The 24,570-nt window shown below is 61.4% G+C and carries 27 protein-coding genes; 10 read left to right on the plus strand and 17 right to left on the minus strand.

Going from position 1 to position 24,570, the window contains the following annotated elements; translation table 11 throughout:
- Positions 1 to 31: 31 nt before the first annotated feature.
- Genes GRI69_RS10930 through GRI69_RS10940 form a run of 3 tightly spaced genes read right to left on the minus strand, consistent with a single transcriptional unit; the run spans position 32 to position 3,003 of the window.
- Entirely contained in the window at positions 32 to 481 is a 450-nt protein-coding gene (locus GRI69_RS10930) for a MaoC family dehydratase (protein ID WP_160728313.1), read from the minus strand.
- Entirely contained in the window at positions 481 to 1,899 is a 1,419-nt protein-coding gene (locus GRI69_RS10935) for an aldehyde dehydrogenase family protein (protein ID WP_160728314.1), read from the minus strand. Before GRI69_RS10935 ends, GRI69_RS10930 begins: the two co-directional genes overlap by 1 nt.
- Before the next feature lie 27 nt (positions 1,900 to 1,926).
- On the minus strand, positions 1,927 to 3,003 hold the full coding sequence (locus GRI69_RS10940; RefSeq protein ID WP_160728315.1) for a CaiB/BaiF CoA transferase family protein: 1,077 nt from the start codon (positions 3,001 to 3,003) through the stop codon (positions 1,927 to 1,929).
- 129 nt (positions 3,004 to 3,132) lie between these two features.
- On the opposite strand from GRI69_RS10940, the gene moaA reads away from it, so the two are divergent.
- From moaA to GRI69_RS10955, 3 genes are all read left to right on the plus strand, one after another.
- Positions 3,133 to 4,170, plus strand: coding sequence for a GTP 3',8-cyclase MoaA (gene moaA, locus GRI69_RS10945; protein ID WP_160728316.1), 1,038 nt, complete (start codon positions 3,133 to 3,135; stop codon positions 4,168 to 4,170).
- Positions 4,171 to 4,181: 11 nt separating this feature from the next.
- On the plus strand, positions 4,182 to 5,366 hold the full coding sequence (locus GRI69_RS10950) for a molybdopterin molybdotransferase MoeA (protein WP_160728317.1): 1,185 nt from the start codon (positions 4,182 to 4,184) through the stop codon (positions 5,364 to 5,366).
- A 264-nt stretch (positions 5,367 to 5,630) separates the two neighbouring features.
- Entirely contained in the window at positions 5,631 to 6,581 is a 951-nt protein-coding gene (locus GRI69_RS10955; protein WP_160728318.1) for a complex I NDUFA9 subunit family protein, read from the plus strand.
- Between the two features lie 13 nt (positions 6,582 to 6,594).
- Here GRI69_RS10955 and GRI69_RS10960 read toward each other — a convergent pair whose 3' ends face one another.
- The 6 genes from GRI69_RS10960 to GRI69_RS10985 form a co-directional block, all read right to left on the minus strand.
- Positions 6,595 to 7,056, minus strand: coding sequence for an NfeD family protein (locus GRI69_RS10960; RefSeq protein WP_160728319.1), 462 nt, complete (start codon positions 7,054 to 7,056; stop codon positions 6,595 to 6,597).
- A gap of 6 nt (positions 7,057 to 7,062) precedes the next feature.
- On the minus strand, positions 7,063 to 8,070 hold the full coding sequence (locus GRI69_RS10965; protein ID WP_160728320.1) for an SPFH domain-containing protein: 1,008 nt from the start codon (positions 8,068 to 8,070) through the stop codon (positions 7,063 to 7,065).
- A gap of 95 nt (positions 8,071 to 8,165) precedes the next feature.
- Positions 8,166 to 9,029, minus strand: a complete 864-nt coding sequence (locus GRI69_RS10970) for a dienelactone hydrolase family protein (RefSeq protein WP_160728321.1) — start codon at positions 9,027 to 9,029, stop codon at positions 8,166 to 8,168.
- Between the two features lie 119 nt (positions 9,030 to 9,148).
- Entirely contained in the window at positions 9,149 to 10,003 is an 855-nt protein-coding gene (gene purU, locus GRI69_RS10975) for a formyltetrahydrofolate deformylase (RefSeq protein ID WP_160728322.1), read from the minus strand.
- A gap of 70 nt (positions 10,004 to 10,073) precedes the next feature.
- Positions 10,074 to 10,400: a hypothetical protein gene (locus tag GRI69_RS10980; protein WP_160728323.1), complete on the minus strand. Its 327-nt coding sequence runs from the start codon at positions 10,398 to 10,400 to the stop codon at positions 10,074 to 10,076.
- 1 nt (position 10,401) lies between these two features.
- Positions 10,402 to 10,785, minus strand: coding sequence for a hypothetical protein (locus GRI69_RS10985; protein WP_237453061.1), 384 nt, complete (start codon positions 10,783 to 10,785; stop codon positions 10,402 to 10,404).
- 76 nt (positions 10,786 to 10,861) lie between these two features.
- Here GRI69_RS10985 and GRI69_RS10990 point away from each other — a divergent pair, with 76 nt between their 5' ends.
- Together GRI69_RS10990 and GRI69_RS10995 are read left to right on the plus strand one after the other, a co-directional pair.
- Complete coding sequence (locus tag GRI69_RS10990; protein ID WP_160728325.1) at positions 10,862 to 11,344, plus strand: glycine zipper 2TM domain-containing protein; 483 nt, start codon at positions 10,862 to 10,864, stop codon at positions 11,342 to 11,344.
- 106 nt (positions 11,345 to 11,450) lie between these two features.
- A complete protein-coding gene (locus GRI69_RS10995; RefSeq protein WP_160728326.1) occupies positions 11,451 to 13,265 on the plus strand; it encodes an SLC13 family permease in 1,815 nt (604 codons plus the stop codon).
- On the opposite strand, the gene purT is transcribed toward GRI69_RS10995, so the two are convergent.
- Together purT and GRI69_RS11005 are read right to left on the minus strand one after the other, a co-directional pair.
- Positions 13,262 to 14,425, minus strand: coding sequence for a formate-dependent phosphoribosylglycinamide formyltransferase (purT, locus tag GRI69_RS11000; protein ID WP_160728327.1), 1,164 nt, complete (start codon positions 14,423 to 14,425; stop codon positions 13,262 to 13,264). The genes GRI69_RS10995 and purT overlap by 4 nt on opposite strands.
- A gap of 11 nt (positions 14,426 to 14,436) precedes the next feature.
- The gene (locus GRI69_RS11005) at positions 14,437 to 15,231 is read right to left on the minus strand and encodes a LytTR family DNA-binding domain-containing protein (RefSeq protein WP_160728328.1); all 795 of its coding nucleotides are present in this window, start codon (positions 15,229 to 15,231) and stop codon (positions 14,437 to 14,439) included.
- 157 nt (positions 15,232 to 15,388) lie between these two features.
- Here GRI69_RS11005 and GRI69_RS11010 point away from each other — a divergent pair, with 157 nt between their 5' ends.
- Positions 15,389 to 15,925 carry a DUF2306 domain-containing protein gene (locus tag GRI69_RS11010; RefSeq protein WP_160728329.1) on the plus strand — a complete coding sequence of 179 codons (537 nt, stop codon included), beginning with the start codon at positions 15,389 to 15,391 and terminating at the stop codon, positions 15,923 to 15,925.
- Here the strand turns inward: GRI69_RS11010 and GRI69_RS11015 are convergent.
- Positions 15,922 to 17,202, minus strand: coding sequence for an aspartate kinase (locus GRI69_RS11015; protein WP_160728330.1), 1,281 nt, complete (start codon positions 17,200 to 17,202; stop codon positions 15,922 to 15,924). The genes GRI69_RS11010 and GRI69_RS11015 overlap by 4 nt on opposite strands.
- Positions 17,203 to 17,255: 53 nt before the next feature.
- Here GRI69_RS11015 and ubiG point away from each other — a divergent pair, with 53 nt between their 5' ends.
- Positions 17,256 to 18,014: a bifunctional 2-polyprenyl-6-hydroxyphenol methylase/3-demethylubiquinol 3-O-methyltransferase UbiG gene (gene ubiG, locus GRI69_RS11020; protein WP_160728331.1), complete on the plus strand. Its 759-nt coding sequence runs from the start codon at positions 17,256 to 17,258 to the stop codon at positions 18,012 to 18,014.
- Here ubiG and GRI69_RS11025 read toward each other — a convergent pair.
- Positions 17,995 to 19,041 (minus strand): glycerophosphodiester phosphodiesterase family protein, encoded by a 1,047-nt coding sequence (locus GRI69_RS11025; protein WP_160728332.1) that lies wholly within the window; start codon positions 19,039 to 19,041, stop codon positions 17,995 to 17,997. The genes ubiG and GRI69_RS11025 overlap by 20 nt on opposite strands.
- Between GRI69_RS11025 and GRI69_RS11030 the strand changes: the two genes are divergently transcribed.
- Entirely contained in the window at positions 19,040 to 19,207 is a 168-nt protein-coding gene (locus GRI69_RS11030) for a hypothetical protein (protein ID WP_160728333.1), read from the plus strand. The two genes, GRI69_RS11025 and GRI69_RS11030, sit on opposite strands and share 2 nt — an antisense overlap.
- Here the strand turns inward: GRI69_RS11030 and GRI69_RS11035 are convergent.
- The gene (locus tag GRI69_RS11035; RefSeq protein ID WP_160728334.1) at positions 19,201 to 19,551 is read right to left on the minus strand and encodes an ArsC family reductase; all 351 of its coding nucleotides are present in this window, start codon (positions 19,549 to 19,551) and stop codon (positions 19,201 to 19,203) included. The two genes, GRI69_RS11030 and GRI69_RS11035, sit on opposite strands and share 7 nt — an antisense overlap.
- Positions 19,552 to 19,731: 180 nt before the next feature.
- On the opposite strand from GRI69_RS11035, the gene GRI69_RS11040 reads away from it, so the two are divergent.
- On the plus strand, positions 19,732 to 21,006 hold the full coding sequence (locus GRI69_RS11040; protein ID WP_160728335.1) for a serine hydrolase domain-containing protein: 1,275 nt from the start codon (positions 19,732 to 19,734) through the stop codon (positions 21,004 to 21,006).
- 85 nt (positions 21,007 to 21,091) lie between these two features.
- Here GRI69_RS11040 and ruvC read toward each other — a convergent pair whose 3' ends face one another.
- Together ruvC and GRI69_RS11050 are read right to left on the minus strand one after the other, a co-directional pair.
- Complete coding sequence (gene ruvC, locus GRI69_RS11045) at positions 21,092 to 21,565, minus strand: crossover junction endodeoxyribonuclease RuvC (RefSeq protein WP_160728336.1); 474 nt, start codon at positions 21,563 to 21,565, stop codon at positions 21,092 to 21,094.
- Between the two features lie 119 nt (positions 21,566 to 21,684).
- Positions 21,685 to 22,431 (minus strand): YebC/PmpR family DNA-binding transcriptional regulator, encoded by a 747-nt coding sequence (locus GRI69_RS11050; protein WP_160728337.1) that lies wholly within the window; start codon positions 22,429 to 22,431, stop codon positions 21,685 to 21,687.
- Positions 22,432 to 22,690: 259 nt separating this feature from the next.
- On the opposite strand from GRI69_RS11050, the gene GRI69_RS11055 reads away from it, so the two are divergent.
- Positions 22,691 to 23,413, plus strand: a complete 723-nt coding sequence (locus GRI69_RS11055) for a DUF4136 domain-containing protein (protein ID WP_237453062.1) — start codon at positions 22,691 to 22,693, stop codon at positions 23,411 to 23,413.
- A gap of 70 nt (positions 23,414 to 23,483) precedes the next feature.
- Here GRI69_RS11055 and GRI69_RS11060 read toward each other — a convergent pair whose 3' ends face one another.
- Positions 23,484 to 24,506 carry a winged helix-turn-helix domain-containing protein gene (locus GRI69_RS11060; protein ID WP_160728338.1) on the minus strand — a complete coding sequence of 341 codons (1,023 nt, stop codon included), beginning with the start codon at positions 24,504 to 24,506 and terminating at the stop codon, positions 23,484 to 23,486.
- Between the last annotated feature and the right edge of the window lie 64 nt (positions 24,507 to 24,570).

Consider the following 24,570-nt stretch of genomic DNA (forward strand, 5'->3'; position numbering starts at 1 on the left):
CGATAGGGCGAAAGGGGTACCCAGCGATCTCTCAGCCGCTTTTCCTGAGCAGTGCCGAACGCTCGCAGCGGCATACGACTTCACCCCTCTGGTTCACTGCTTCGTGCACAAAGGTGACGATTCCGGCGTCGGGCCGCGACTTGCTTTCGCGCAGCGCAATCACCTCGCTGGTGGCATGCAGCGTGTCGCCGATAAACACCGGCTTCGGCATGACCAGCTTGTCGTAGCCAAGATTGGCTACCAGCGTGCCGAGGGTCGTATCCCCTACGCTCAGCCCAACCATCAGCGAGAATGTGAAAGTGCCGTTGACCAGGATCTGCCCGAACTCGCTTTCCTTCGCCGCTTCCACATCGAGGTGGAGCGGCTGCGGATTGTGGGTCATCACGGTGAAGAAGAGGTTGTCCGCCTCCGTCACCGTGCGTCGGATTTCATGCGTCAGTCTGTCACCGACCTTCCATTCGTCGAAGAATTTCCCCGCCATCAGCCGTGGCCCATCACGGCTTTCACCTCGAGGAAGTCGGTGAAGCCCCACTCGCCCCATTCGCGGCCGTTTCCCGACTTCTTGTAGCCGCCGAAAGCCGCGTTCATGTCGTAACCGCCATTGATGGCGACGCGGCCAGCGCGGATACGCTTGGCAAGGCTTCGCGCGGTTTCGATGTCTTCGCCCGTAACCGCACTGGCGAGCCCATATTCGGTATCGTTGGCGATGCGGATGGCGTCATCATAATCGTCGTAGCCCAGAATGCAGAGTACCGGCCCGAAGATTTCCTCCCGCGCAATGGTCATATCGTTGTCGACATCGGCGAACACTGTCGGCTTGACGTAGTGACCGGTCTCCAAGCCCTCAGGCTTGCCGGGTCCACCTGCGACCAGCGTAGCACCTTCTTCGATGCCTTTTTCGATAAGTGCCTGGATCTTGTCCCACTGCGTGCGGCTGACGACTGGCCCGATTGCAGCGTTGCCCTTCGGATCGGCCGGGATAACACCTTCTGCGGCTTCTTTCGCCGCGGCCTTGGCTTCTTCCATCCGCTTATGCGGCACGAGCATGCGGCTGGGCGCGGTACAGGTTTGGCCCGAATTGCCCATCATCGAAACCGTGCCCCTGGCCACCGACTTCGTGAAGGCGCTATCGTCGAGGACGATGTTCGGGCTCTTCCCGCCCAGTTCCTGCGCGACGCGCTTGACGGTGTCGGCAGCGTTCTTGGCGATTGCGATGCCCGCGCGCGTCGAGCCGGTGAAGCTGACCATATCGATGTCGGGATGGCCGCTGATGGCTTCGCCTACACCTGGTCCATCGCCATTGATCAGGTTGAACACACCTGCGGGTACGCCCGCGGCATCCATGATCTCGGCGAAGATATACCCATTGAACGGGGCGATTTCGGACGGTTTCAGGATCATGGTGTTGCCGGTCGCCAGCGCTGGGAAGACTTTGCAGGCGATCTGGTTGAGCGGCCAGTTCCACGGGGTAATCATTCCGACCACGCCGATCGGCTCCCACACGTGGAGCGTTGGCCCGTCCTGGCGTTCGAATTCAAAGCCCTCGAGAATTTCGATGGCCTTCTGGCAGTGGCCGGCAAGCAGGCCCACATGCGGTCCGTTGGCGAGGCTCAACGGTGCGCCCATCTCGTCGCTGACAGCGGTTGCGAGGTCTTCCTTGCGGCTTTCGATCTCGGCCTGGATTGCGCGCAGCAGCGTGAGGCGTTCTTCCCTGCTGGTCTGGCTGAAGGTGTCGAACGCACGGCGCGCTGCGGTCACCGCCTTGTCAACATCGGCCTTCGTGCCGAAGCTGATATGTCCGATGGTCTCTTCCGTCGCCGGGTTCTCGACCGCTACGGTGTTTTCCGTGACCGGATCGACCCATTGGCCGTCGATGTAGAACTTGGTGAAATCGCGCATGAGGTATCTCTCCTTATGCGCGCTCCACTAGCCCCTTGTATCCCAGCGCGCCACCACCTCTTCACCGTCTTGCGCACTGTCGCGAATAACCCCCGGCGTGCGGCCGAAGCGCGGCGCCGGTGCCGTGTGCGAGACGCCGCCGTGATCGACGAATGCCCCGCGCGCTTTCATGTGCGGATGATCCTTCGCTTCATCCAGAGGCACGACCGGGGCGAAGCACGCATCGGTTCCCTCGAGCAGCGCCACCCATTGCGCCTGAGACTTGGTCCTGAACAGCGCGGCGAGTTTCTCGGTGTAATCGTCCCAGTTCTTCGGATCGAGCTGCCCTTCGGCAAGCTCCTTAGGCGCGTCGGCGCGAGCCAGCAGTTCAGCGTAGAACTGCGGCTCGATCGCACCGACACTGATCTCGCGGCCATCGGCACATTCGTAGCAGCGGTAGAAATGGGCCGCGCCTCCGAGCAGGCCTGCACCCCGTTCGGTCGTCCGCAACGCGCTGTGTGGCTGGCCGTAGAAAAAGCTCATAAGGCTGTTCACACCATCCACGATTGCCGCGTCAACGACCTGCCCTTTGCCGCTCTTTTCGCGTTCGTAGATCGCCGCTAGGATGCCGAAGGCGCAGTACATCGAGCCGCCACCGAAATCGCCGACGAGGTTTTGCGGCGGGATCGGCAGCTGCCCCTTCGCTCCGATACTGTCGAGCGCCCCGGTGATGGCGATGTAATTGAGATCGTGGCCCGCTGCCTGCGCGAGCGGCCCCTCCTGCCCCCATCCGGTCATGCGCGCGTAAACGAGCCGCGGATTGATCGAGAGCATTTCGTCCGGACCTAGTCCCAACCGCTCCATCACCCCCGGGCGGAAGCCTTCGACGAGAACATCGGCATGTGTCAGCGCCTTCTTGACGAAAGCCTGACCATCTTCACTCTTGAGGTCGACCGCCGCCCGGTTGCGCGCCCTTTCGACTACCGCATTCATCGGCTGGTGTCCGGGCCGTTCGATCCGCACCACTTCCGCACCGAGATCGGCAAGGAGCATCGCAACATGGGGTCCCGGCCCGATCCCCTGGAATTCGACGACTTTAAGGCCTTCCAGCGGTCCGTTGTTCATTCTTCTCTCCCGATATTGCGTTTCGTCCACACAAATCCAAACGGTCCGCAATTGCAACCGAATTGGCTGGTCGCGGATGTCTTCACGAATGGTGGCCTTGTTGCGGGGGAGCGTATATGCCTCGGACCGATGGCATTGTTCGATCCTCTTCAGCCAAAGCAACCGGGTAAGCACGCGGGCGAACCCGCGCCGCTCGTCGATGGTTTCGGACGCCGCTTTTCCTACCTGCGTCTTTCCCTGACCGATCGCTGCAATTTTCGCTGCACCTATTGCCTGCCACAGGGTTTCGTGAAGCAGAAGGGCTTGCCCGCCGAACTTTCACCCGATGAATTTCGCCGGGCAGTGAGCGGGTTTTCCCGGCTGGGCCTGCGCAAGGTGCGGCTGACGGGCGGGGAGCCGACGGTACGGCGGGATTTCACGGAAATCGCAAACGGATTATCCAGTATCGAAAGCGTCGAGCGGATTGCGATGACGACCAATGGCTATCGCCTCGCCGAGCGGGCGGCTGAATGGCACGGCGCGGGGATCGATGCAGTGAATGTCAGCATCGACACGCTCGACCGTGAGGGTTTCGCCAGACTGACCGGCCATGATCGGTTGCCCGGAGTCGTTGCCGGTGTCGATGCGGCGATCGATACAGGATATTCCGCGGTCAAGATAAACAGCGTTCTCCTTCGCGATCTGGAAGGCGCCGGTTGGGAAAAGGTGCTGGAATTCGTCGCCCAGCGGGACGTCACTTGGCGTTTCATCGAATTGATGCGCACCAACGACAACGCGCGATATCACGAGCAGCAGGCAACACCGGGCGAAGGCATCCGCGAACGGCTCCTGAATTCCGGTTGGACCCTCATCGCACGCCAGCGAGATGCCGGGCCTGCGATCGAATATAACAACCCGCACTATCGCGGACGCATCGGACTGATCGCACCTTACTCCCCCGGCTTTTGCGACAGTTGCAACCGCCTGCGCCTTTCCAGCCGCGGCCGGCTGCATCTTTGCCTTTTCGGGAAGGAAGGTTTCGATCTGCGCCCATACCTTCAGAGTGACGACCAGCAGTCCGAACTGATCGATTGCATCGTGTCTGCGATGCCATCCAAGACCAACGGTCACCGCCTTCACGAGGGCGACAGCGGGTCGACGCCGCATCTCGCCTCGATCGGCGGCTGAGACGACGGGACATGCTGAGCTTCGACGAGGCCATCGTACTACTGGCCGAGAATATCAGGCCTCTGGGGGCCGAGACCGTGGCGCTGGAACAATCGGCTGGCCGCTTCTTGGCGGAAGACCTCCGCGCTCGCAGTGACGCCCCCCGAACCGACGTCGCGATCATGGATGGTTATGCCGTTCTGCGTGCAGCGGCGGCTGCCGATGACTCTCTTTCGGTTATCGGCGAAGCAAGACCGGGGGCGCCGTACAAGGGCCGATTGGAAGCAGGCGAAGCCGTTCGCATTTTCACCGGCGCCGCCATCCCGGACGGCGCTGATTGCGTCATCATGCAGGAACATGCCGTTCGCGATGGCAAGAAAGTAACATTCGCGTCGGGCCATGGACCGGCACGCCATATCCGCAAGGCGGCGAGCGACTTTCGTGCCGGTGAAGTGCTCCTGACTAGCGGGACACGGCTCAATCCAAGCGTATTGGTGACAGGCTCAGCCGCGGACCGTGCGCGCGTGATGGTTGCGCGGCGACCACGCGTTGCGATCATAGCTACAGGCGACGAACTAACCCCTCCGGGCGAAGCTTCCCTGACCGACTCGGGGATTCCGGATTCCGTCAGCTACGCGATCGCGGCATTGTGCGAACAGTCGGGAGCGGAAGTCGTATCTCGCCTCCGTTGCGGTGACAATCTTTCAGACCTGGCCAAATATGCGGATGAAGCGGTTACCGAAGCCGATTGCATCATAGTGACAGGAGGCGCGTCCGTCGGCGACCACGACCTGGCCCGACCGATGTTCTCTGAAACGGGGCTGAATCTAGTGTTTTCAAAGCTCGCCATAAAACCCGGCAGGCCGGTCTGGTTCGGCCTTTCCGGCAGTAAGCCGGTGCTCGGGCTACCCGGCAATCCTACTTCGGCAATGGTCACCGCAAGATTGTTCCTGCGCCCGCTATTATCGGCCTTGCAAGGCGGCGAGATTGCCCATGAACTCGAATTTGTCCGGCTAAACTTGGCGTCCCCACTTCCGGAAACGGGAAACCGGGAAACCTTCGTGCGCGCGTTCTGGTCTCCGGCCGGACTGATGCCGATTGGCAACCAGCAAAGCGGCGCGCAAGCACCGCTCGCCACAGCCAACTGGCTTATCCGGCGGCCAGCCGGTTCCGCAGCAGTAGCGCCGGAAACGTCCGTTGATGCGCTGCCGTTCTGAACAGGATAAGGAGAAATAATGTCACAGGAGAATTCGAACCTCCACGCCCTTGGGAGCTCTGACACCTGAAATCGGTGCGCCTAGAAGTTCCCCATTTCGGAACGCGATCGATCCGCGAATTATACGAGTCCCGATCAGGATAGGGCGGTGGCTACCTTCTCAACGCAAGTTAAGTCGTGTGCGGGGTGAGTGCTTGCGGCTTAAAGTACATTGCGGCTAGGGCGCAGCGACAGATTCCCATTTCGCAAATTCGAGACAAGACTGATGGCAAAGAGCGGCGCTTTGAACGGCAAGATGGTGGTGCTGATGGGCGGCACCGGCTTTCTCGGCAATTACGTGGCACAAGCGCTGCTTACCCGGGGCGCCCGTGTGAGGATTTGCGGCCGTGACCCACAGGCCGCATTCAAGCTCAAGCCTCTGGCCAATCTCGGGCAGCTGCAGTTTGCACGATTGGACGCGACCGACCGCCGCAGCGTTGAGCAGTGCGTCGACGGCGCCGATGCGGTGGTGAACCTCGTCGGCAGCTTTGAAGGCGATCTCCACAAACTGATGGGTGAGGCGCCCGGCTGGATGGCCGCTGCCGCAACGGAAACCGGCGCGCAGAGCTTTGTGCATGTGAGCGCCATTGCTGCCGAACCGGATGAAGATTCCGAGAATGAATATGCCAGCGCCAAGCACCTGGGCGAGCGGCGCGTCAGGGCCGCTTTTCCCAATGCCACGATCGTTCGTCCGTCGATCATGTTCGGCAAGGACGATAACTTCCTAAACATGTTCGGAGCGCTGATTTCGAAACTGCCCGTGCTCCCGGTCTTCGGCCCCGAGGCGGAACTGCAACTCGTTTACGTGGACGATGTCGCCGAGGTAATCGCAAGAAGCCTTGAGGACCCCGGACTTCATGGCGGCAAGATTTATGAGCTGGGCGGTCCCGAAAAGCTGACCATGATGGAAATCAACCGCCGTATCGCCGCGTCGCAGCGCCGCAAGCGGACATTCTTGCCGATGCCCGACGGCCTGTCGGCTACGTTCGCGGCGCTCCCTGGAACTCCGATGGGCAGCGACCAGTGGAATCTGCTGAAACAAGGCAATGTGACGAGCGGCGAATATCCCGGTTTCGAGAAATTCGGGATCGAGCCCAAGCCGCTTGGCCTTTTTCTCGACAAGTGGATGACACACTTCCGCAAGCACGGACGCTTCGCCGCAAGGCTGAGCGCCTGAGCCCTTACCGCCCTTAGTTCGAGCTCTCGTCGCGCAGCACTCCGACTGGCTCGACCAGCAGGTCGGTTCCGCGATTGCCCGTTATGCGCACGCGCGCGCCCGCGTCGACATCTGCGCCCCGCGCGGTCCACTCGCTGTCGCCGACCTTGACCCTCCCCGTCCCGCTTTCGATCGCCTGGGTCACAACAGCCGTTTCACCGACCAGACGCCCGACCCGGTTGTTGAGCAGGGGATCGGAAGAGATGATCGGCCGATCGCGCAGCCAGCGCTTGGCGGAAAAGGCGAATATCAGGGAGAGCGAAACAAAGGAGATGACCTCCATCGCCAGCGGAGGACCCGAGACGAAAGAAAGTACCGCCACCGACAGCGCAGCCAGTGCCAGCCAGATAAGATAGACGCCTGGCACGAGCATTTCGAGGGCTGCCAGCGTGAGCCCGAGGATCGCCCAGATCCAATAGCTTTCGATTCCGTCCATGCGTGCTCAGCCCTGGTTTCGCGTGGGCGGCACGCTGGGGCTGCGAACGGGCTCGCGTTCACGCTGACGGGGGATCGCAGTCCCGCTATCCACCTTACCCGGGTCTTCCCCGAAGGTACCCCTCACGAGCTCGCCAATACCCCCAAGAGAGCCAATCAGCTGCGTTGCCTCCACCGGGAAGAGTATGGTCTTAGCATTGGGGCTATCGGCGAACTTGGCGACCGCCTTGGTATATTCCTGTGCTACGAAATAATTGATCGCCTGGTTGCCGGAACTGGCGATGGCGTTGGAGACCATTTCGGTCGCTTTCGCTTCGGCTTCGGCCGCCCGTTCGCGCGCTTCGGCGTCGCGGAACTGGGCTTCGCGCTTGCCTTCTGCTTCGAGGATGGCGGATTGCTTGCGGCCCTCGGCGCGGAGGATCGAGCTCGTCTTGTCGCCTTCCGCTTCGAGTATTTCGGCACGCTTCAGGCGCTCCGCCTTCATCTGCCGCGCCATGGCCTCCGAGATATCCATTGGCGGACGGATGTCCTTGATCTCCACGCGGGTGATCTTGATGCCCCAAGGCGAGGTCGCGTGATCGACCACGCTGAGCAGCCGGGCGTTTATTTCGTCACGCTTGGACAGTGTCTCGTCGAGATCCATCGAGCCCATGACTGTGCGCAGGTTGGTGGTGGTCAGCGCAAGGATGGCGTTATGCAGGCCGGAAACTTCATAGGCGGCCTTGCCCGCATCCAGCACCTGGAAGAACACTACCGCATCCACGCCCACCATGGCATTGTCCTTGGTGATGATCTCCTGCCCCGGAATGTCGAGCACCTGTTCCATCACGTTCACCTTGTGGCCGACACGGTCGATGAAGGGGGTGATGATATGCAGCCCCGGTTCGGCCGCCTTGGTGAATTTTCCGAAGCGTTCGATGGTGTAGACGAAGCCCTGCTTGACCACGCGCACTGCCATCAGCAGAAACACGATCAACAGCAGGACCAGCAAAGCCAGCGTTATCGTACCACCCATTACCATACCCCTCACAACTGATTGGAGCATCGTAACGAGGTGTAGTCAGCCCGCAAGCGAAACCGGCATCTACCTTTGCCGGAGGTGTGCGCCTGTTACAACGCCGCCGAATAGGTCGCCAGTAACCTGCTCCAGGCACGCTCCGCAGCCTCGCGATCATAAGCTGGACTGTCCGGCACGCACCAGCCGTGATCGCCCGCATAGACCTCTATTTCGGCAGAAGTGCCAACTGCCGAAGCGGCATTACGCAAGGCTGTCTTGGCTTCCGGCCCTTCGGCGTCGTCATCCTGCGCGATGGCGATGAGATAGCGGACATCGTCCTGCAACATCCGATGCGGACTGGCCTCGCCATCACGCACCAGGCCGCCCCCATGGAAGCTACACGCCGCGCCGATGCGATCGTCTGCGGCAGCGCTCCAGATCGTGAAGGGCCCGCCCATGCAATAGCCCTGCGTTCCGATACGCGCGTCCGTGTCGACCGCGCTCTGGTTAGACAGCCAACCGGCCGCGGCCTCCGCATCCGATCCGATCGCCGCGGCATCGAGCTTGCCCCGCCAGGGCCGCACCTTCTGGAAACCCTCATTCGCGGCAAATGTAGCGAAGTCGGAAAATTGCTCTCCGGAAACGTCGCGGTAATAGGGATTTACCAGCAGAACCGCATATCCTCCCCCGGCGAGGCGCCGCGCCATCTGGCGCTTGGCATCCCGGATTCCTGCGATGTCGGGCCAGAAAATCACCGCGGGATGGTCGCCCGTTTCGGGGTGAAAGAACTCCCCGTCCATCGTACCGGAAGAGGTGCTGAAGCTCACCTGACGGCCCGCAATCGTGCGGACGTCGGTGCTGCTTCCCATTTCCATCGGCGCACAGGCGGCTGCGGCCCCGGCCAGGCTGCCCGCTCCGAACGTCCTGCGGGACAGCTTCTGTTTCGCCCATCGTGCCAGTTGCTGCTCATCGCACATAAATTCACTCTCCGCTCGCCCGTCCGCCAAAGAGCCTAGCAAGGTGCGCGGATCGAGCAAGAGCCCAATGGGCGTGAAGACTCGGCGAGGCCAAGCCGTTCGTCGCCTCAAACGGTCAATCAGTTTCCGAAGACCACCGTGCGGTGCCCGTTGAGCAGAACACGTTCCTCAAGGTGCAGCCGGACGGCTTCGGCCAGTACGCGGCTTTCTATGTTCCTGCCTTTGCGGACCAGTTGATCGGGACTGTCGGCATGGGTAACCGGCTCGGCTGCCTGATGGATGATCGGACCCTCGTCCAGATCAGCGGTAACGTAATGGGCGCTGGCGCCAATCATCTTGACCCCGCGCTCGTAGGCCTGATGGTAGGGCTTCGCACCCTTGAAACCGGGCAGGAAGGAATGATGAATGTTGATGCAGCGTCCTGCAAAATGTTCTGCCTGGCGATCCGACAGGATCTGCATGTACCGCGCTAGGATCACCAGCTCCGCATCGTACCGATCGGCCAGCTTTCGCACCTCGGCTTCCTGTTCCGGCCTGGTTTCCGGCGTGACCGGCAGTTGGTGGAAAGGAATACCACCCAGATGCGCGTGCTCGATCGATTCGCGCGGATGATTGGAAATGATTGCCACCGGCTCCATCGCCAGTTCGCCGATGCGCCAGCGGTATAGCAAGTCGGCGAGACAGTGGTCGAACTTGCTGACCATTATCAGCACCCGCTTCGGCCGGTCGCACTGAGCGAGCTTCCACCCCATTTCGAACTCATTAGCCAGGCCAACGAATTGGTCGCAAAGGTGATCGCGTTCCCAGTTGCCCGGATCGAATTCGACCCGCATGAAGAACGCCTTCGAAGACCGGTCGTTGAATTGCTGCGCCTCGAGGATGTTGCCGCCGCCTGCAAAAAGGAATGAGGTCACACGGGCAGTTATGCCCGGTCGGTCGGCGCAGGATAAGGTGAGGACAAGAGGCTCTGCCATCAGCTTTCTTGGTGCCTCATCTGCGGAAATCGCAAGCGCGAAGGCCTAAGCGCGGCGATAGTTGCGCTTCTCAGTCATCAAGCTCGAAAATCACCTCTTTCATCCCGGTCTCGTGAAGAGCGTTTTCGACAATTGCCTTCTCTTCCTCATTGAAGCCTCCATCGCAGCGGATCACATGGGCGATCGGATTTCGCAGCGAAAAGCCACCCTCCCTTACGATCTGCCGGATGGCGCGAACGATCGTATCTTCGAGAAAACGGGCATGCCCCACCACGGATTGTTCGGTAGAAAACGGATATTCGGCCCGCTGGTCGACGAAGGTCTCGGTTCCGCGATGGGTAACCTGTACCCGGTCGCGATATATTGCGACGTCGAGATCGAGCCGATGGATGTTCACCCTACCGGCGCGCGAGCGCGTCCTCGCTGCGCGTCACCAAATTCGCAATGAGCTCCACGACCGGTTCTTCTTCCTTGAACATGCCGACCGAATGGCCTGCCACTAGGCTGCCATTTTCGAAATTGCGATCGATCACTGCACGGCGCAGGGCACCCGCCCAATTGTATTCGATCTGGAGCTGTACTTCTTCCATTGCGATCTCTCCGCGATGAAGAACGCTCACGACTTCAATCTGTTTCCGGGTGACCTCTTTGGCTCCCTCGCCTTCAAACGCGCGGAACACAGTTACCGGCAGGCGCAGGTCGACCTGCACGCTTGCAATTCCGTCGCGTGCACTGACGCAAAACAACGCGCCCTCGAGGCAGTTCGCCGCAATCAGGGCCAATCTGTCGAAGCCGGTTTCCTTCCGTTCATGTTTCTCCAACCACGGTGGGGACGAAGTAAAATCTGGAGACGAACCCATGCTTAGGAAAACAACAAGCTCGCTCCTCGCTCTTGCCGTTGGCGGCGCCGTTTTCGCCTCACCCGCAAGCGCAGCCGAACCGGTTTACGGTTTCGCGCCCCAGGCGGGTCACGCCCTCTCAATGACGTGGCATCATTCCGATGATGACGATGATTGGGACGATGACGATTGGGAGGATGATGACGACGATGACGATGACCGCTGGCGCAAGCGCCGCTATCGCGGAGATCGGTACTCGCGCGATCGAGGTCGATATTACGGCGAGCCGGTCTATCGCAATACGCGTGTCTGGCGGGGCCGGGATGGCCGCGTCTATTGCCGCAAACAGGATGGCACGACAGGGTTGATCGTCGGTGGTGCGCTCGGTGCGATCCTTGGACGGGAGATCGATTCACGCGGTGACCGTAGCCTCGGCACCATTCTCGGTGCGGCAGGCGGAGCGTTGCTTGGCCGCGAAATCGAACGGGGCCGCTGTCGTTAGTTACGCGCTCACGTGAAACCAAGTTGATCTAGCCCGTCGGAGGACCGTACCTCCGGCGGGTTTATTCCGCTTTGCAAACCGAAGTTTGCCGCTAGCAGTTGCGCAAATGCCAGCGTTGCTGCCCGATTCGCTTGTCGCCTTCCACCCGCAGATCGGGTTGGCGCTCCTCATCATCCTGTTCGTTGGCTTCATGCTTGAACGCCTGCCACCGGTCGTGCTCGCTTCTGTAGGCGGGCTGGCGATGTTTTTGCTGGGCTTCTTGTCGACCGACGAGCTGCTTGGGGTCTTCTCCAACCCTGCCCCGATTACCATCGCGGCCATGTTCGTCCTCTCCGGTGCGCTCCTGCGGACCGGGACCCTTGAGGAAATATCCGGCTGGATAATTCGGCGTACGCGGCGCAAACCGCGGCTCGCTGTCGCCGAGATCGGCATGGGGACAATCGCCGCATCTGCCTTCATGAACAACACGCCGGTCGTGCTGGTGATGATTCCCATCGTCAAACGTCTTGCCAAGGCGCTCGGCATCGCTGCGACACGCCTGCTGATCCCGCTCTCCTATCTCTCGATCCTCGGCGGCACTTTGACGCTCATCGGCACCTCGACCAATCTTCTGGTAGACGGTGTTGCGCGCGAGCAGGGACTTGAGCCATTCGGCATGTTCGAAATCACCAGTGTAGGATTGGCGACCGCGACTGCAGGCGCGTTGTTTCTTGCTCTTCTCGGTCCGCGGCTGCTCCCCAATCGCCCGCCTCGCGCGCTGGACGAAGACGAAACCGAAAGCGACTCCTACCTTTCCCACCTCACCGTAATGCAGGGCAGCCCGCTGATCGGTCAGAAATTGGTCGCGATCGCGCTTGCGCGTAGGCCCGGAGTGAGAATCATCGGGGTGAAGCGCGGTGCCACCATTACCCGCAATGGTATCGAAACCCACCGTCTGGCAGCGGGCGACCAGTTGATAGTCGGTGCCAGTCCTGCAGAACTCGCTTCGCTGGCCGAGGCATTCGATTTCCGTACCGGCCTCACGGGCGTCGGCGGAGGCGTGGCGACCGCAGGCATGGATCGGCCGCGCGATTTGTCCCTGGTGGAGGCGGTCGTGTCTTCATCGCATCCGATAATCGGGCGAAGGCTCGCGGACATACCCATGCTTTCAAAGCTCAAGGTTCGCGTGCTGGGCCTCTCCCGGCCTCGGCATCTTGCAGGTCCCGAATTGGCCGAAGTGCGAGTGCGTGCAGGCGACCGCCTGTTGATCGCAGCCGGAACCGATGCCGCACAAGCCCTCAACGGCAATGTTGGGCTGGGCACGGTCAACAAGGCTCCAACACGCGCCTTTCGTCGCCGGCACGCGCCGGTGGCGATCGGGACGCTTGTGGGCGTGGTGGTACTCGCCGCACTGTTCAACCTGCCGATCCAGGCATTGGCGCTTCTGGGTGCAGGCTTCGTGCTCTTGACCCGCTGCCTCGAGCCCGAAGAAGCATGGAGCGCGATAGACGGCAATACGCTCGTCCTGATCTTCGGCATGCTGGCTTTCGGCAAGGGGCTCGAAAATGCAGGAACGGTCGAGTTGATCGTCGAATGGGCGCAGCCTTTCTTTGCCTCGGCCACCCCGCTGCTCATGCTGCTGTCTATCTACGCGCTGACCAGCCTGCTGACCGAAAGCGTTACCAACAACGCCGTGGCGGTCATCCTCACGCCCATCGCCATCGGCCTCGCCCAAGCCACCGGAGCGGATGTGCGCGAAATGGTGGTGGCGGTCATGTTCGGAGCCAGCGCCAGTTTTGCGACGCCCATCGGATACCAGACCAATACGCTGGTTTACGGCGCGGCGAACTATCGCTTCGCGGACTTCCTCAAGATCGGGCTGCCGATGAACATCGTGGTGGGCGTGGCCACCTGCGTCGCGATAGATAGCTTTTTCGGTTAGTCGCCGTAGACGATGCGGACCTTGTGTGCCGCATCGCGCGCCTTGCGCCGTGCCTCGTCGGTATCGCCGGCCGTCGCCAGCGCCACGCCCATCCGGCGGTATGGCCGGCTGGTCGGCTTGGCAAAGATCCTGAGATCGGTGCCCGGTTCTTCCAGTGCTTCGGCAAGGCATTCATATGACAATGCCGCGCTGTCGCGCTCGGCAAGTATGACTGCACTGGCGGAAGGCCGCGCGCGCATTTCGGGCGGAACTGGCAGCCCCAGCACTGCGCGAGCGTGCAGGTCGAATTCGGTCAGGTTCTGACTGACCAGCGTTACCATGCCGGTATCGTGCGGACGGGGCGATAGCTCCGAGAAGATGACCTCCTCGCCCTTCACGAAGAATTCGACCCCGAACAGCCCATAGCCCCCAAGATTATCGACGACCTTGCGCGACATCTCCTGTGCCTTCGCAATTGCCGCTTCCGACATGGGCGTGGGCTGCCAGCTTTCCTGGTAATCGCCCCGCTCCTGCCGGTGCCCAATCGGCGGGCAGAAAGTAACGCCGTCCTGGTGCCGTACGGTGAGCAAGGTGATCTCATAATCGAAATCCACGAACTGCTCGACAATCACGCGCTGCCGGTCGCCGCGCATGTTTGCGCAGGCATAGTCCCACGCCTCTTCCAGCTTCGCGTGCTCGCGCACCGTACTCTGGCCCTTGCCCGATGACGACATCACTGGCTTGATGACGCAGGGAAAGCCGGTGTGCTCCGCCGCCGCACACACTTCCTCGAGATTCTTGGCGTAGAGATATTTCGACGTCACCAGCCCAAGCTCGTTCGCGGCAAGATCGCGGATCGCATCGCGGTTCATCGTCAGCTGTGCAGCGCGAGCCGAAGGGACGATCGTAAAGCCCCCATCCTCAAGATCGGCCAACACGGAGGTGCGGATCGCTTCGATTTCGGGCACGATATAGTCGGGCCTGTGCTTCTCGGCCGCCTCGCGCAGCTTTTCAGCGTCGAGCATGGAGAAAACTTCGCGCGCGTCGGCTAGCTGCATGGCCGGGGCATTGTCATAGGAATCGCAGGCAACGACATAGGCACCCAGCCGCTTGGCCGAGATGACGAACTCGCGCCCTAGCTCGCCCGAACCAAGCAGCAGGATTTTTGCCGTGAACGCCATTTTCGAATTCCCTAAATCCAGCCCGCATCCCTGAGCATCTGAACATTGGTGCGACTGACAGGTACTTCGACGCCATTGGCCAGCACCAGCCGCACATTGCGCCCCTCGCGTCTGATTTCCTCGACGGCCCCGCGCGCGACCCACCAGCTGCGGTGCACCTGCAGACCCTCAGCCGCGTCCAGTTCCGCCACCGCGTCGCGCAGGCGCAGCAGTACGAGATCGGAGCCCAGCGCGGTGTGAGCGCGGACATAATGATCTTCCATTTCCAGAGCCTGCAGATCCGTGCCAAGCGATGGCGGCAAGCGGTCGAGAAAGCGCGGGGGCAGGTCCTCGCCGGTCTTTGCAATTCCATCGGATCGCGCATGCGTGGGCGGCGGTCTTGTGCTGTCGCGACCCAGCAGCTGAAACAGCACAGTGACGGCCCCGCCGACGACGAGCACGTTGAGGTAATGTGTTAGCGCCGTCTCGGGATCGGGCATGGACAACGGTCCGTACAAACCGTTCAGCGACCACACGATGGCCGCCATTGGTACAGTCGCCAGCAAGACGCCGGCGATCCATAATCCGGCGCGCGGTAGGTCCAGCTGCCGATGGATACGAGCAACAAGCACGCCGAGCGGTGCATAGACCGCGTAACCTGCGTAGGCGAGCCCCAGCCACATAGCGAGCCGTGTGACGAAAGGTTGCTCGAAACTGCCAAAGGGGCCGATGACGGCCATCAGGACACCGAGCACCGACATCACGGACAGGTCCACCGCCAATTTGCGCGCAAGCGTCCTTTTCCGGCCTGTGTCCTCCGCGGTCATCGCGCCGGTTTGCCTGCCCGTTCGCGATACGTAAAGTGGCAAGACACCACAAATGCGTGCTTTTCGCGAAGGATCCTGCCCGCCTGCGCACAGCGCATTGCACGCGAACGGCAGGGCAGCAGGAAGGGTCTCACGAACCTCAAGCGGAGACCTTCACATGACCACCTTCAACAACCAGACGGCACGCCGAGCCCAGCCCGGCCATGCCTTCGATCTCTCGCCTGTGGCCCGCACCCTTATCAGCCTGTCCTGCTTCACCCTGTGCTTCTTCGTAGTTCTGGCGCTTGGCCGAGCCGCATTTGGTTTTGCCCCGGACCTGCATCATTACGACAAGCTGCCGGTCTGGATCCACGTGGCCTGTGTCGTCCCGGCCATTCCGCTGGGTGGTTACCTGTTGCTCGCCCGCAAGGGGACGAAGCGTCACAAGCAGCTCGGCAAGTTCTGGCTCATCCTCATGTTGGCGACGGCCACTTCCGCCATCTTCATCAAGTCGGGCGGTAGCTTCAGCCCCATCCATTTATTGATACCGGTGACCTTTCACGCCGCGTGGAAAACGGTGGCCACAGCGCGGCGCGGCAATATCGCCGGCCACAAGAAGCATCTCGTTCTGACCTATGTGCTGGCGTTGCTGGCGCCGGGTATCATTGCTTTTGCAGTTCCCGGCCGTCTGATGAACCAGATGGTATTCGGCTAAGCCGCCTCATCCTCCGCATCGAGGCCATAGGCGGTGTGCAGAACACGCACTGCCAGTTCGGTTTCGTCCTCGTCGATCATCACGCTGACCTTGATTTCCGAGGTGGTGATCGCCTGGATGTTGATCCCGCGGTCGGCGAGTGCCTGGAACATGGTCGCGGCGACACCTGCATGGCTCTTCATGCCGACGCCCACGACACTGATCTTTGCGATCTTGCTGTCGGTGATCAGGCGGTTGTAGCCGATGTCGTCGCGCCTGTCCTCGAGCAGGGCCTGCGCACGGGCGAGGTCGGCTTGGGGCACGGTGAAGGTGACGTCGGTCTCACCCTTGTCGCGCCCCACGTTCTGGATGATCATGTCGACGTTGATGCTGGCCTGCGCGAGCGGTTCGAAGATATGCGCCACCGAACCCGGCTTGTCGGGCACGCGGGTGAGGATGATCTTGGCTTCGTTCTTGTCGTGCGCGATGCCGGTTACGTGCTGGCGTTCCACTTCGCCCTTCTCCACCAATTCGTCCATTTCCTCTTCCGACACGATCATCGTGCCCGGAAGTTCGTCTGCGGGGATCGCATCGTCGCCCACGAAGCTGGAGAGGACCTGCACGCGCACACCCTCCTTCATGGCAAGGCCCACGCTGCGGGTCTGCAGCACCTTGGCCCCCACACTCGCCAGTTCGAGCATTTCCTCGTAGGTCACCGCCTTCAGCTTGCGTGCCTTGGCCACGATCCGCGGGTCGGTGGTATAGACGCCGTCGACATCGGTATAGATGTCGCAGCGGTCGGCATTGATCGCCGCTGCCACTGCTACTGCAGAAGTGTCGGACCCACCACGCCCGAGTGTCGTGATCCGGCCATCTGTCGCAAGGCCCTGGAACCCGGGGATAACCGCAATTTCGCCTCGCTCCATTGAGGCGACAAGCTCGTCCGCATCGATACCCTCGATCCGCGCACGGGCATGGGCTTCGATGGTCCGGACCGGCAATTGCCAACCCAGCCAGCTGCGTGCCTTGGCCCCCACCGACTGGAGCGTCAGTGCCAGAAGGCCCGAGGTGACCTGCTCGCCGCTTGCCACCACCACATCGTATTCGGCCGGATCGTAGAGCGCGTTGGCTTCGCGGCAGAAGTTTACAAGCCGATCGGTTTCGCCGGCCATGGCGCTGACGACAACCGCAACCTCGTTGCCGCCCGCCGCCTGCTTGCGCACGATATTGGCGACGCGGCGAATGCGTTCGGTCCCTGCCATGGAGGTGCCGCCGAATTTCATCACGATGCGGGCCAAGCGGGAATCTCTCCGTACTGGAATGCGTGGGATATGGCTGCTAGCCACGGCGCATGAGCGATGCAACCACGAGCCGTCCAAGCAATACTTCGGTCGGCCAAACGATCCGGCCCGAAGAGGCTGCGCATTTCGGCAAGCTGGCCAAGGACTGGTGGGATCCGAAGGGATCCAGCGCGATGCTGCACAAGCTCAATCCCGTGCGCCTAAAATTCCTGCGCGAAGCCATCGACCTGCACTGGACGGGCGACGTTCGCGATGCGCGGCCGCTCGCGGGCAAAAGCGCGCTCGACGTGGGGTGCGGCGCAGGGCTGCTCTGCGAACCGCTGGCGCGGTTGGGTGCGGATGTGACCGGTGTCGACGCGGCGCCCGAAAACGTGGCAGCCGCCGCGATCCATGCCGAACGCAGCGGGCTCGACATCCGCTACATGGCGGGCGAGCTTGCCGGACACGACATCGGCACCTTCGATCTGGTCACCGCGATGGAGGTGATCGAACATGTCGCCGACAAGCAGGCCTTTGCCGCGCAACTGGCGGTACGGCTGGCCGAAGGCGGGTTGATGGTCCTTTCCACCCCCAACCGGACCGTGCGGTCGCGCGCGCTCATGATCGGTGCGGCGGAGAGCTTCGGACTGATCCCGAAAGGGACGCACGAATGGAGCGATTTCGTCACTCCCGGCGAGCTATCCGAAATACTTGCCTCGGCAGGTCTCATCATGGGTGAACCTAAGGGTATCGCATTTTCGCCGATGAAGGGACTGCACCTCTCGGACGATTTGTCGCTGAACTACATCGTCACTGCTCGCGCAGCTTAATCGCAACTGCCGGATCGTCGGTGAAATAGCCGTCTACCCCGGCCGCATCGAGAAGGCCGATCAGGGCCTCCACATTACCGCGCGCGGCCTCGCCGCCCGAGCTGCGCAGCGGCTTCGGCAGGAAGACGTTTTCCTTGCGCACCGTCCAGGCGTGAACTTCCAGCCCCGCCGCCTGCGCCGCCTCGATCAGCCCTGTGGGTGTCCCATCGGGATTGAGCAGAAGGCGTAAATCCGCGCCCACCGCATCGGCATAGCTGGTCACTTCGGCCAGTCCGCTGGGGGAAAGCATGTCCTCGTAACGCAAAGCCGGTTCGTCGGCGGGCCCTTTTCCCGGTGTGGCAAGCAGCACCAGCCTTGCGTCGATCAGCTGGTTGAGGCGGCGCAATGGAGCTACTTCGAAGCTCTGCACGAAGACCGCGTCTTCCGCATCGTCCAGACCGGCATCGCGCAAGGCAGTGACCAGCAGGTCGACGCTGTCGATGCCCGCTTCCTGCAGCAGGAAGGTAGGGTGCTTCAGTTCGGGATACAGGCCGATAGTGCGGCCCGTCTCTGCCTGCTTGGCCCTCACCAGCTTCACGATCTCGGCGAAGGTCGGGACGGGATAGAGCCCGTCGAAGCGGGCATTGGCTGGCCGGACGCCGGGTAGGCGCTCCTTTGCCCGCAGCGTACGCAATTCGGCGAGGGTGAAGTCTTCGGCGAACCATCCGCTCACCATGGTTCCATCGATCGTCTTGGTGCGTCGGCGGTCGGCGAATTCCTCGCGCTCCCCGACATCCGTCGTGTCCGAAAGTTCGTTTTCGTGGCGTGCGACGAGGTGGAGATCCTGGGTCACGACCAGGTCAGGTTCGATGTAATCTGCGCCCTGGTCTATCGCACGCTCGTAGGCCGCCAGAGTATGCTCTGGCCGCTCCCCGCTTGCGCCGCGATGCGCAATCACGAGCATCTCCTGTGCGCTGGCTACCGCCGGGCTGGCAAGGATAAATAGTAACGAAATCTTGAGGACGAATCGGCTAAACAATCTCGTCATGTTCAAGAAGCTCCTAATCGGCACGGCCATCGTGGTGGGACTCATCTACGGGTCGGGAAACGATTTTGCGTCCCTAAAGCAGCAAATTACCAGCACTTCGAACGAAAACGCCCGCGGCCTGACTGCCGGAGACAACAAGGGTTGGGGAAGCGACAGCGGTTATTGAAACGCCGCGGACCAGTCGTCTTCCGAAAAGCCCACCAGTACGCCGCCTTCATGTTCCACCACCGGGCGCTTTATCATGCTCGGATGTTTCACCATCAAGTCGATCGCCTTTGTGCGGTCGATATCGATCTTGTCCCCGTCGGATAGTTTGCGGAAAGTCGTCCCGCGCCTGTTGAGAAGGGCTTCCCACCCCGCCAAATTGCTCCACGCCGACAGTCTGGAAGGATCGGCACCCTCCTTCTTGTAATCGTGGAACGCGTATTCGATACCCTGCGTGTCGAGCCATTTCCGGGCCTTCTTGACGGTGTCGCAGTTGGGAATTCCGTACATTGCAGGTCTGGTCATTGAGTCAGCTATCTCTTCAATTCCGGGCAGTGTGAGTCTCGGCTTGGGCATGCCACAGAATTACCGCTACGGCGACACAGTCTATGGCGAGCGGCGAAAGCGCGTCTAGCGCGTCATCGGCGTATCGCCCTGCGCAGATTGATGACAATCGTGTGGTTGGTGGGAAGAAGGGGGGAGCATATGTTGAGACAAGGATTGGCATTGGCGGGCGCGGTCGGGCTGGCGGCCTGTGCAACGGTTCCGGCTTCAGTCGAAAGTCAGGCGTTCGCACCGGATTGCCCAGCGATCGACAAATTCCTCGAAAATACCGTCATGGAAGGCCGAACGGTCGGAGCATCGACCCTGGTCTGGAAAGATGGACGCGAGGCCTGCTTCGAGTCCGCAGGATTGGCATCGCGCGAAGACAACCGTCCTTTCGCTCGCGACACCCTCTTGCAGATTTTCTCCATGACCAAGCCGGTAACCGGCGTGGCACTGATGCAGCTCTGGGAGCAGGGCAGGTTTGGGCTGGACGATCCGCTCTATTGGCATCTTCCCGAATATAAGGGCCTGCAGGTTGCAACCGGTATCGGCAGCGATGGCAAGCCGGTACTGCGCGATCCCTCACGGCCGCCGACCGTCCGCGATGTGCTGCGCCATACGGCGGGGTTTTCCTACGGCGATTCGGGCGAGCCCGCTGACAGGGTCTGGGCGACAGTTGATCCGCTCTCGGCCGACAATACGCTCGCCGAGTTTTCCGAGAAGATGGCAATGGTGCCGCTTCGTGCCGATCCGGGTACCCGATGGATCTATTCCGCCAGCGTCGATGTGCAGGCGCGGCTCGTCGAAGTATTGTCGGGAATGACCTTCGACGAATACGTTGCCGCCAACCTATTCGAGCCATTGGGCATGGCCGATAGCGGATGGAAGCGCGAAAGCAGCGATCTCGGACGGTTGGCCCGCATATATTTAGCCGGCGAAGACGGCGGGCTTGAACCCATGCCACGTGAGGACTGGCTCGAAGCGAATTTTGCCGGAAAGCCGATGACGATGGGCGGCTCGGGCATCGTGACCACGGTTGACGATTACATGCGCTTCGCCCGCATGCTGCTGAACGAGGGCGCGCTGGACGGCGCACGCATTCTTGAACCGGCGACGATACGCCTGATGTCCACCGACACACTTGATCCGCGCATCTCCCCTGGAGATCGTTCGTGGCTGACGGGCAAGGGAACCGGGGGCTTCGGCTTGGATTTCTTCGTGCGCACTGCGCCGCCCATGTCGGCGGACGAAAACAGGGGGACGGTCGGCGAATTCTTTTGGGACGGATTGCCATCCATGCTGTTCTGGGTGGACCCGGGGCAGGATATGGCGGTCGTCTTCGCGACGCAGAAAATTCCGTTCGACAACGCACTGCACCGCGACTTCCGGATCGCCGTCTATGGCACAGATTATGCGGGTGTCCCGCCGGAATGAGCCGATAGAGATGGCAAGCGTGTAAGCTACAGCTTGCCGGTCGTTAAACCCGGTAGCTACCGGTTACCGCCCAAGTTGCCTGTATCTAGTACCTCGGGCTCAGGTGCGCATCGGCGATAGCTACCGCAAGCGCGTCGGCAGCGTCGGCTCCCGCGATCGCCGCTCCGGGCAGCAATACCTTGAGCATGGCCTGCACCTGATGTTTGTCCGCGCCGCCTGTGCCGACCACGGCCTTCTTGACCAGCCGCGCTGCATGTTCATTGACCTGCAGGCCAGCAGCACCGCAGGCGGCCAGCACTGCGCCGCGAGCCTGGGCCAGCTTCAGGGTCGATTGCGGGTTCTTATTTACGAAGACCTCTTCGGCAGCGGCGCGGTCGGGCGTGTATTCGGCAATGACACTCGCCACTCCCGCCTGCAGCAAGGCCAGACGCTCTGCCATCGGCTGGTTCGGCCCGGTGGGCACCTGACCGTTGGCGAGATGCGTGATGCGCGAACCTTCGGCGCGGATCACGCCCCAGCCAGTGCAGCTGAGCGAAGGATCGAGGCCGAGGATAATCATCGCTTCGCGCGTCTCCTACAGCCCGATCCGCCAGCCAAGGCGCCACGCCAAAGCAAGCAGGAATGCCGCGCCGAGCACGAGGGCGATTGCCCATTCGCGCGCCCTCACCGCGAAACCTCTCAGGCCCCGACCTTGTCCATCACCTCGTCCGAAATCTCGTAATTGCCCCAGACGGTCTGGACGTCGTCATCGTCTTCCAGCGCGTCGATCAGCTTGATCAGCGTGGAAGCATTCTTTTCGTCCATGTCGACGGTAATATTCGGCTTCCATGCCAGCTTGACGTTCTCCGCCGCGCCCAGCGACTTTTCGAGATCGCCGGCAACCTGGTGGAGATCGTCCGCGGCAGTCCAGATGGTGTGGCCGTCTTCCGAGCTTTCGATGTCCTCCGCGCCGGCTTCCATGGCGGCTTCGAGGACCTTGTCCTCGCCGCCCGCACTGGCCGGATATTCGATCAGGCCGAGCCGTTCGAAGCCGTGCTGGACGCTGCCTTCGGTGCCGAGATTGCCGCCGTTCTTGCTGAAGGCCGTGCGCACGGCCGTGGCCGTCCGGTTGCGGTTGTCGGTCAGCGCTTCGACAATGATCGCACTGCCGCCGGGGCCATAGCCCTCGTAACGCACTTCTTCGTAGTTCTCGCCGTCACTGGCAGAGGCCTTGTCGATCGCGCGCTGGATGTTGTCCTTCGGCATCGACTGCGCCTTGGCCGCATTGACCGCCAGGCGTAGTCGCGGGTTCATGTCCGGATCGGGCATGCCCATTTTCGCAGCCACCGTAATCTCGCGGCTCAGCTTCGAAAACAGGTTCGAGCGCTTCTTGTCCTGCGCGCCCTTGCGGTGCATGATATTCTTGAACTTGGAATGGCCTGCCATGGGTCTCGTTTGCCGCCTGAATGTTTATAATCGCGTGGTCCCTTAGCCGCTTCCCGGTCCTTCCGACAAGCCTCGCAAGCAGTGCATCTTTTGTGAAACCGCGCATTCAAAGGCTGTTCATGGCAAAGGGCGTAAGACACTGATCATTCGCTGGAAGAATGCCATGGGGAATTGGCACGCGGCGAAAGTTATGAAACTATCGTGTATCAAGGGCTTCGCACCCGGCGACGCTGCCGCGCGATACGAAAGGACCCAAGCTATGACCACCCGTTCGAAGGGTTGGGGGCGCAAACTCAAGCTGGCCTCCGTTCCCATGATCCTTGCAGGCCTTGCCGCCTGCGCCACGCCTTTCCAGGCTGATGTGTCGCGCTTCCAAACGCAGCTTCCCGCTCCACAGGGTGAAAGCTTTGCGGTAGTGGCCGATGACCCCGAACTGGCTGGCGGCCTTGAGTTTTCTCAATACGCTGACTTCGTCGAAGCTGAGATGGCGCGTCTCGGCTATGCTGAGGCTGCCTCTCCCGACGACGCAACGTTGCTTGTTCGCTTCGACTACGGTGTCGACAATGGACGTGAACGCGTGCGCAGCACCGGGTTCCATGATCCGTTCTATTCGCCTTGGCGCGGCTACCGGTCTCCATTCTATCGCCCGCGCTACTACCGCACCCGGGATGGTCGACTGATCCGTGCCGGTTATGCCGGTAGCCCTTGGGGTTATGGCTTTTACGATCCCTGGTTCGGCGGTCCCGACGTGACGAGCTACACGGTCTATACCAGCGGTATCGACATGAAGATCGACCGTGCTGCCACGGGCGAGCGCCTGTTCGAAGGCAAGGCACAGGCGCTGTCGACCTCGAACCGTCTCCAGTACCTCGTCCCCAATCTGGTCGAGGCCATGTTCACCGACTTCCCCGGCAATTCGGGCGAAACGGTGCGCATCTCGGTCAAGCCGGAAGACGAAAATACCGTTCGCCGGCTCGACTGACGTTAAATTGATCTCGCTTTTAGGCGGGAACTGAAAAGAAAAGGCGGCCACGGATTGGGCCGCCTTTTCTCTATCTGCTGCGCATTCGCCACACCAGATTCGCGTAGACGATGGCAGACGTGAACGCTGCGCCCTCAATCATCGCGGTCACCAGGTGGGTGATCTCTCGAAAGCCTTCGTCTCCGAAGAGGGCTCCCACGCCCGCCATTTGTAAGTGCGAAGCCGGGAACTGCGCTTCGAGTTGGGCAAGCGTTGCTCCCAGAAACGACCCGCCGGACAGCGCCGTCAGGGCGGTGACCGATGCGCCGACAATCGCAGCCAACAAGATCGTCACAGTTCGTGACCTGTTCGCACCCAGCATGATCTGCAGACTGGCACCGGCAGCGGTTCCCAACGCCATTCCCTCGAACATTCCCGTAACCCGGCCCGGAAACACACCGGTCAGCGATTGCATACCGTATGCTGCCAGCGCCGACCCCAGCCCACCAACCACGATACCGCCGGCGGCTCCGCCAAGAACGACCGACCAACCCCTCTCACCGCGCCAGAGCGTGGCAAGCGCCATCCCGGCGCCGATTGCCGCCCCGCCAAGCACTGCAAGAGTGGCGGAAAGCAGGATGAGCGTCGCTATCCCCGCCACCCCGCCCGTGGTTCCGGCGATCCCGTAAAACAATCCGCCCAAGAGACCGGCCGCCAATGCGCCCAATGTAGTTGCCCCCGCCACTCGCGCGGCTGGCGACTGTTGGTTCGCCATTGGACGCGCGTCTTCAGCTCCCGTGATTTCGGCCACGAAACGATAGCCGTGCTTGGGCACCGTTTCGATGTAACGCGGTGCAGATGCTCCGTCGCCCAGCGCGCGCCGCAACGTGCGAATGCACTGGGTGAGTGCTTCGTCGGTTACCGGGATGCCTTTCCAGACATCGTCCATGAACCGCTCTTTCGTTACGAGACTGCGCGGGTTTGTCGCAAGTAACGCCAGGGCATCGAAATAGCGGCTTCCGAGCTCGACCTTCTGGCCCTCGCAAAGCAATTGCCGATTGTCGAAGTCGAGAACGAATTCGCCGAAGCGAAGGCTTCCGGTGATGTCTCCCATAACCGACCGGTTAGGCTATGATTGCCTCGTGAGGAAGGGTTTCAGCAATTGCTCACGAATTGCT

Source organism: Qipengyuania vulgaris, assembly GCF_009827325.1.
In the GTDB taxonomy this organism is placed as follows: Bacteria; Pseudomonadota; Alphaproteobacteria; order Sphingomonadales; family Sphingomonadaceae; genus Qipengyuania; species Qipengyuania vulgaris.

What these genes read in the sequence shown, in the direction of transcription:
- purT (WP_160728327.1), bottom strand. Translation starts at nt 14,425, where the DNA reads ATGGCGTTCACGGCAAAAATCCTGCTGCTTGGTTCGGGCGAGCTAGGG.
- GRI69_RS11035 (WP_160728334.1), bottom strand. Translation starts at nt 19,551, where the DNA reads ATGACCAGACCTGCAATGTACGGAATTCCCAACTGCGACACCGTCAAG.
- GRI69_RS10955 (WP_160728318.1), top strand. Translation starts at nt 5,631, where the DNA reads ATGGCAAAGAGCGGCGCTTTGAACGGCAAGATGGTGGTGCTGATGGGC.
- GRI69_RS10950 (WP_160728317.1), top strand. Translation starts at nt 4,182, where the DNA reads ATGCTGAGCTTCGACGAGGCCATCGTACTACTGGCCGAGAATATCAGG.
- GRI69_RS10970 (WP_160728321.1), bottom strand. Translation starts at nt 9,029, where the DNA reads ATGTGCGATGAGCAGCAACTGGCACGATGGGCGAAACAGAAGCTGTCC.
- GRI69_RS10990 (WP_160728325.1), top strand. Translation starts at nt 10,862, where the DNA reads ATGCTTAGGAAAACAACAAGCTCGCTCCTCGCTCTTGCCGTTGGCGGC.
- GRI69_RS11010 (WP_160728329.1), top strand. Translation starts at nt 15,389, where the DNA reads ATGACCACCTTCAACAACCAGACGGCACGCCGAGCCCAGCCCGGCCAT.
- purU (WP_160728322.1), bottom strand. Translation starts at nt 10,003, where the DNA reads ATGGCAGAGCCTCTTGTCCTCACCTTATCCTGCGCCGACCGACCGGGC.
- GRI69_RS10960 (WP_160728319.1), bottom strand. Translation starts at nt 7,056, where the DNA reads ATGGACGGAATCGAAAGCTATTGGATCTGGGCGATCCTCGGGCTCACG.
- GRI69_RS11005 (WP_160728328.1), bottom strand. Translation starts at nt 15,231, where the DNA reads ATGACCGCGGAGGACACAGGCCGGAAAAGGACGCTTGCGCGCAAATTG.
- GRI69_RS11055 (WP_237453062.1), top strand. Translation starts at nt 22,691, where the DNA reads ATGACCACCCGTTCGAAGGGTTGGGGGCGCAAACTCAAGCTGGCCTCC.
- ubiG (WP_160728331.1), top strand. Translation starts at nt 17,256, where the DNA reads ATGAGCGATGCAACCACGAGCCGTCCAAGCAATACTTCGGTCGGCCAA.
- GRI69_RS10965 (WP_160728320.1), bottom strand. Translation starts at nt 8,070, where the DNA reads ATGGGTGGTACGATAACGCTGGCTTTGCTGGTCCTGCTGTTGATCGTG.
- GRI69_RS10995 (WP_160728326.1), top strand. Translation starts at nt 11,451, where the DNA reads ATGCCAGCGTTGCTGCCCGATTCGCTTGTCGCCTTCCACCCGCAGATC.
- GRI69_RS10930 (WP_160728313.1), bottom strand. Translation starts at nt 481, where the DNA reads ATGGCGGGGAAATTCTTCGACGAATGGAAGGTCGGTGACAGACTGACG.
- GRI69_RS11025 (WP_160728332.1), bottom strand. Translation starts at nt 19,041, where the DNA reads ATGACGAGATTGTTTAGCCGATTCGTCCTCAAGATTTCGTTACTATTT.
- GRI69_RS11050 (WP_160728337.1), bottom strand. Translation starts at nt 22,431, where the DNA reads ATGGCAGGCCATTCCAAGTTCAAGAATATCATGCACCGCAAGGGCGCG.
- GRI69_RS10940 (WP_160728315.1), bottom strand. Translation starts at nt 3,003, where the DNA reads ATGAACAACGGACCGCTGGAAGGCCTTAAAGTCGTCGAATTCCAGGGG.
- GRI69_RS10935 (WP_160728314.1), bottom strand. Translation starts at nt 1,899, where the DNA reads ATGCGCGATTTCACCAAGTTCTACATCGACGGCCAATGGGTCGATCCG.
- GRI69_RS11040 (WP_160728335.1), top strand. Translation starts at nt 19,732, where the DNA reads ATGTTGAGACAAGGATTGGCATTGGCGGGCGCGGTCGGGCTGGCGGCC.
- ruvC (WP_160728336.1), bottom strand. Translation starts at nt 21,565, where the DNA reads ATGATTATCCTCGGCCTCGATCCTTCGCTCAGCTGCACTGGCTGGGGC.
- moaA (WP_160728316.1), top strand. Translation starts at nt 3,133, where the DNA reads ATGGCATTGTTCGATCCTCTTCAGCCAAAGCAACCGGGTAAGCACGCG.
- GRI69_RS11030 (WP_160728333.1), top strand. Translation starts at nt 19,040, where the DNA reads ATGTTCAAGAAGCTCCTAATCGGCACGGCCATCGTGGTGGGACTCATC.
- GRI69_RS11060 (WP_160728338.1), bottom strand. Translation starts at nt 24,506, where the DNA reads ATGGGAGACATCACCGGAAGCCTTCGCTTCGGCGAATTCGTTCTCGAC.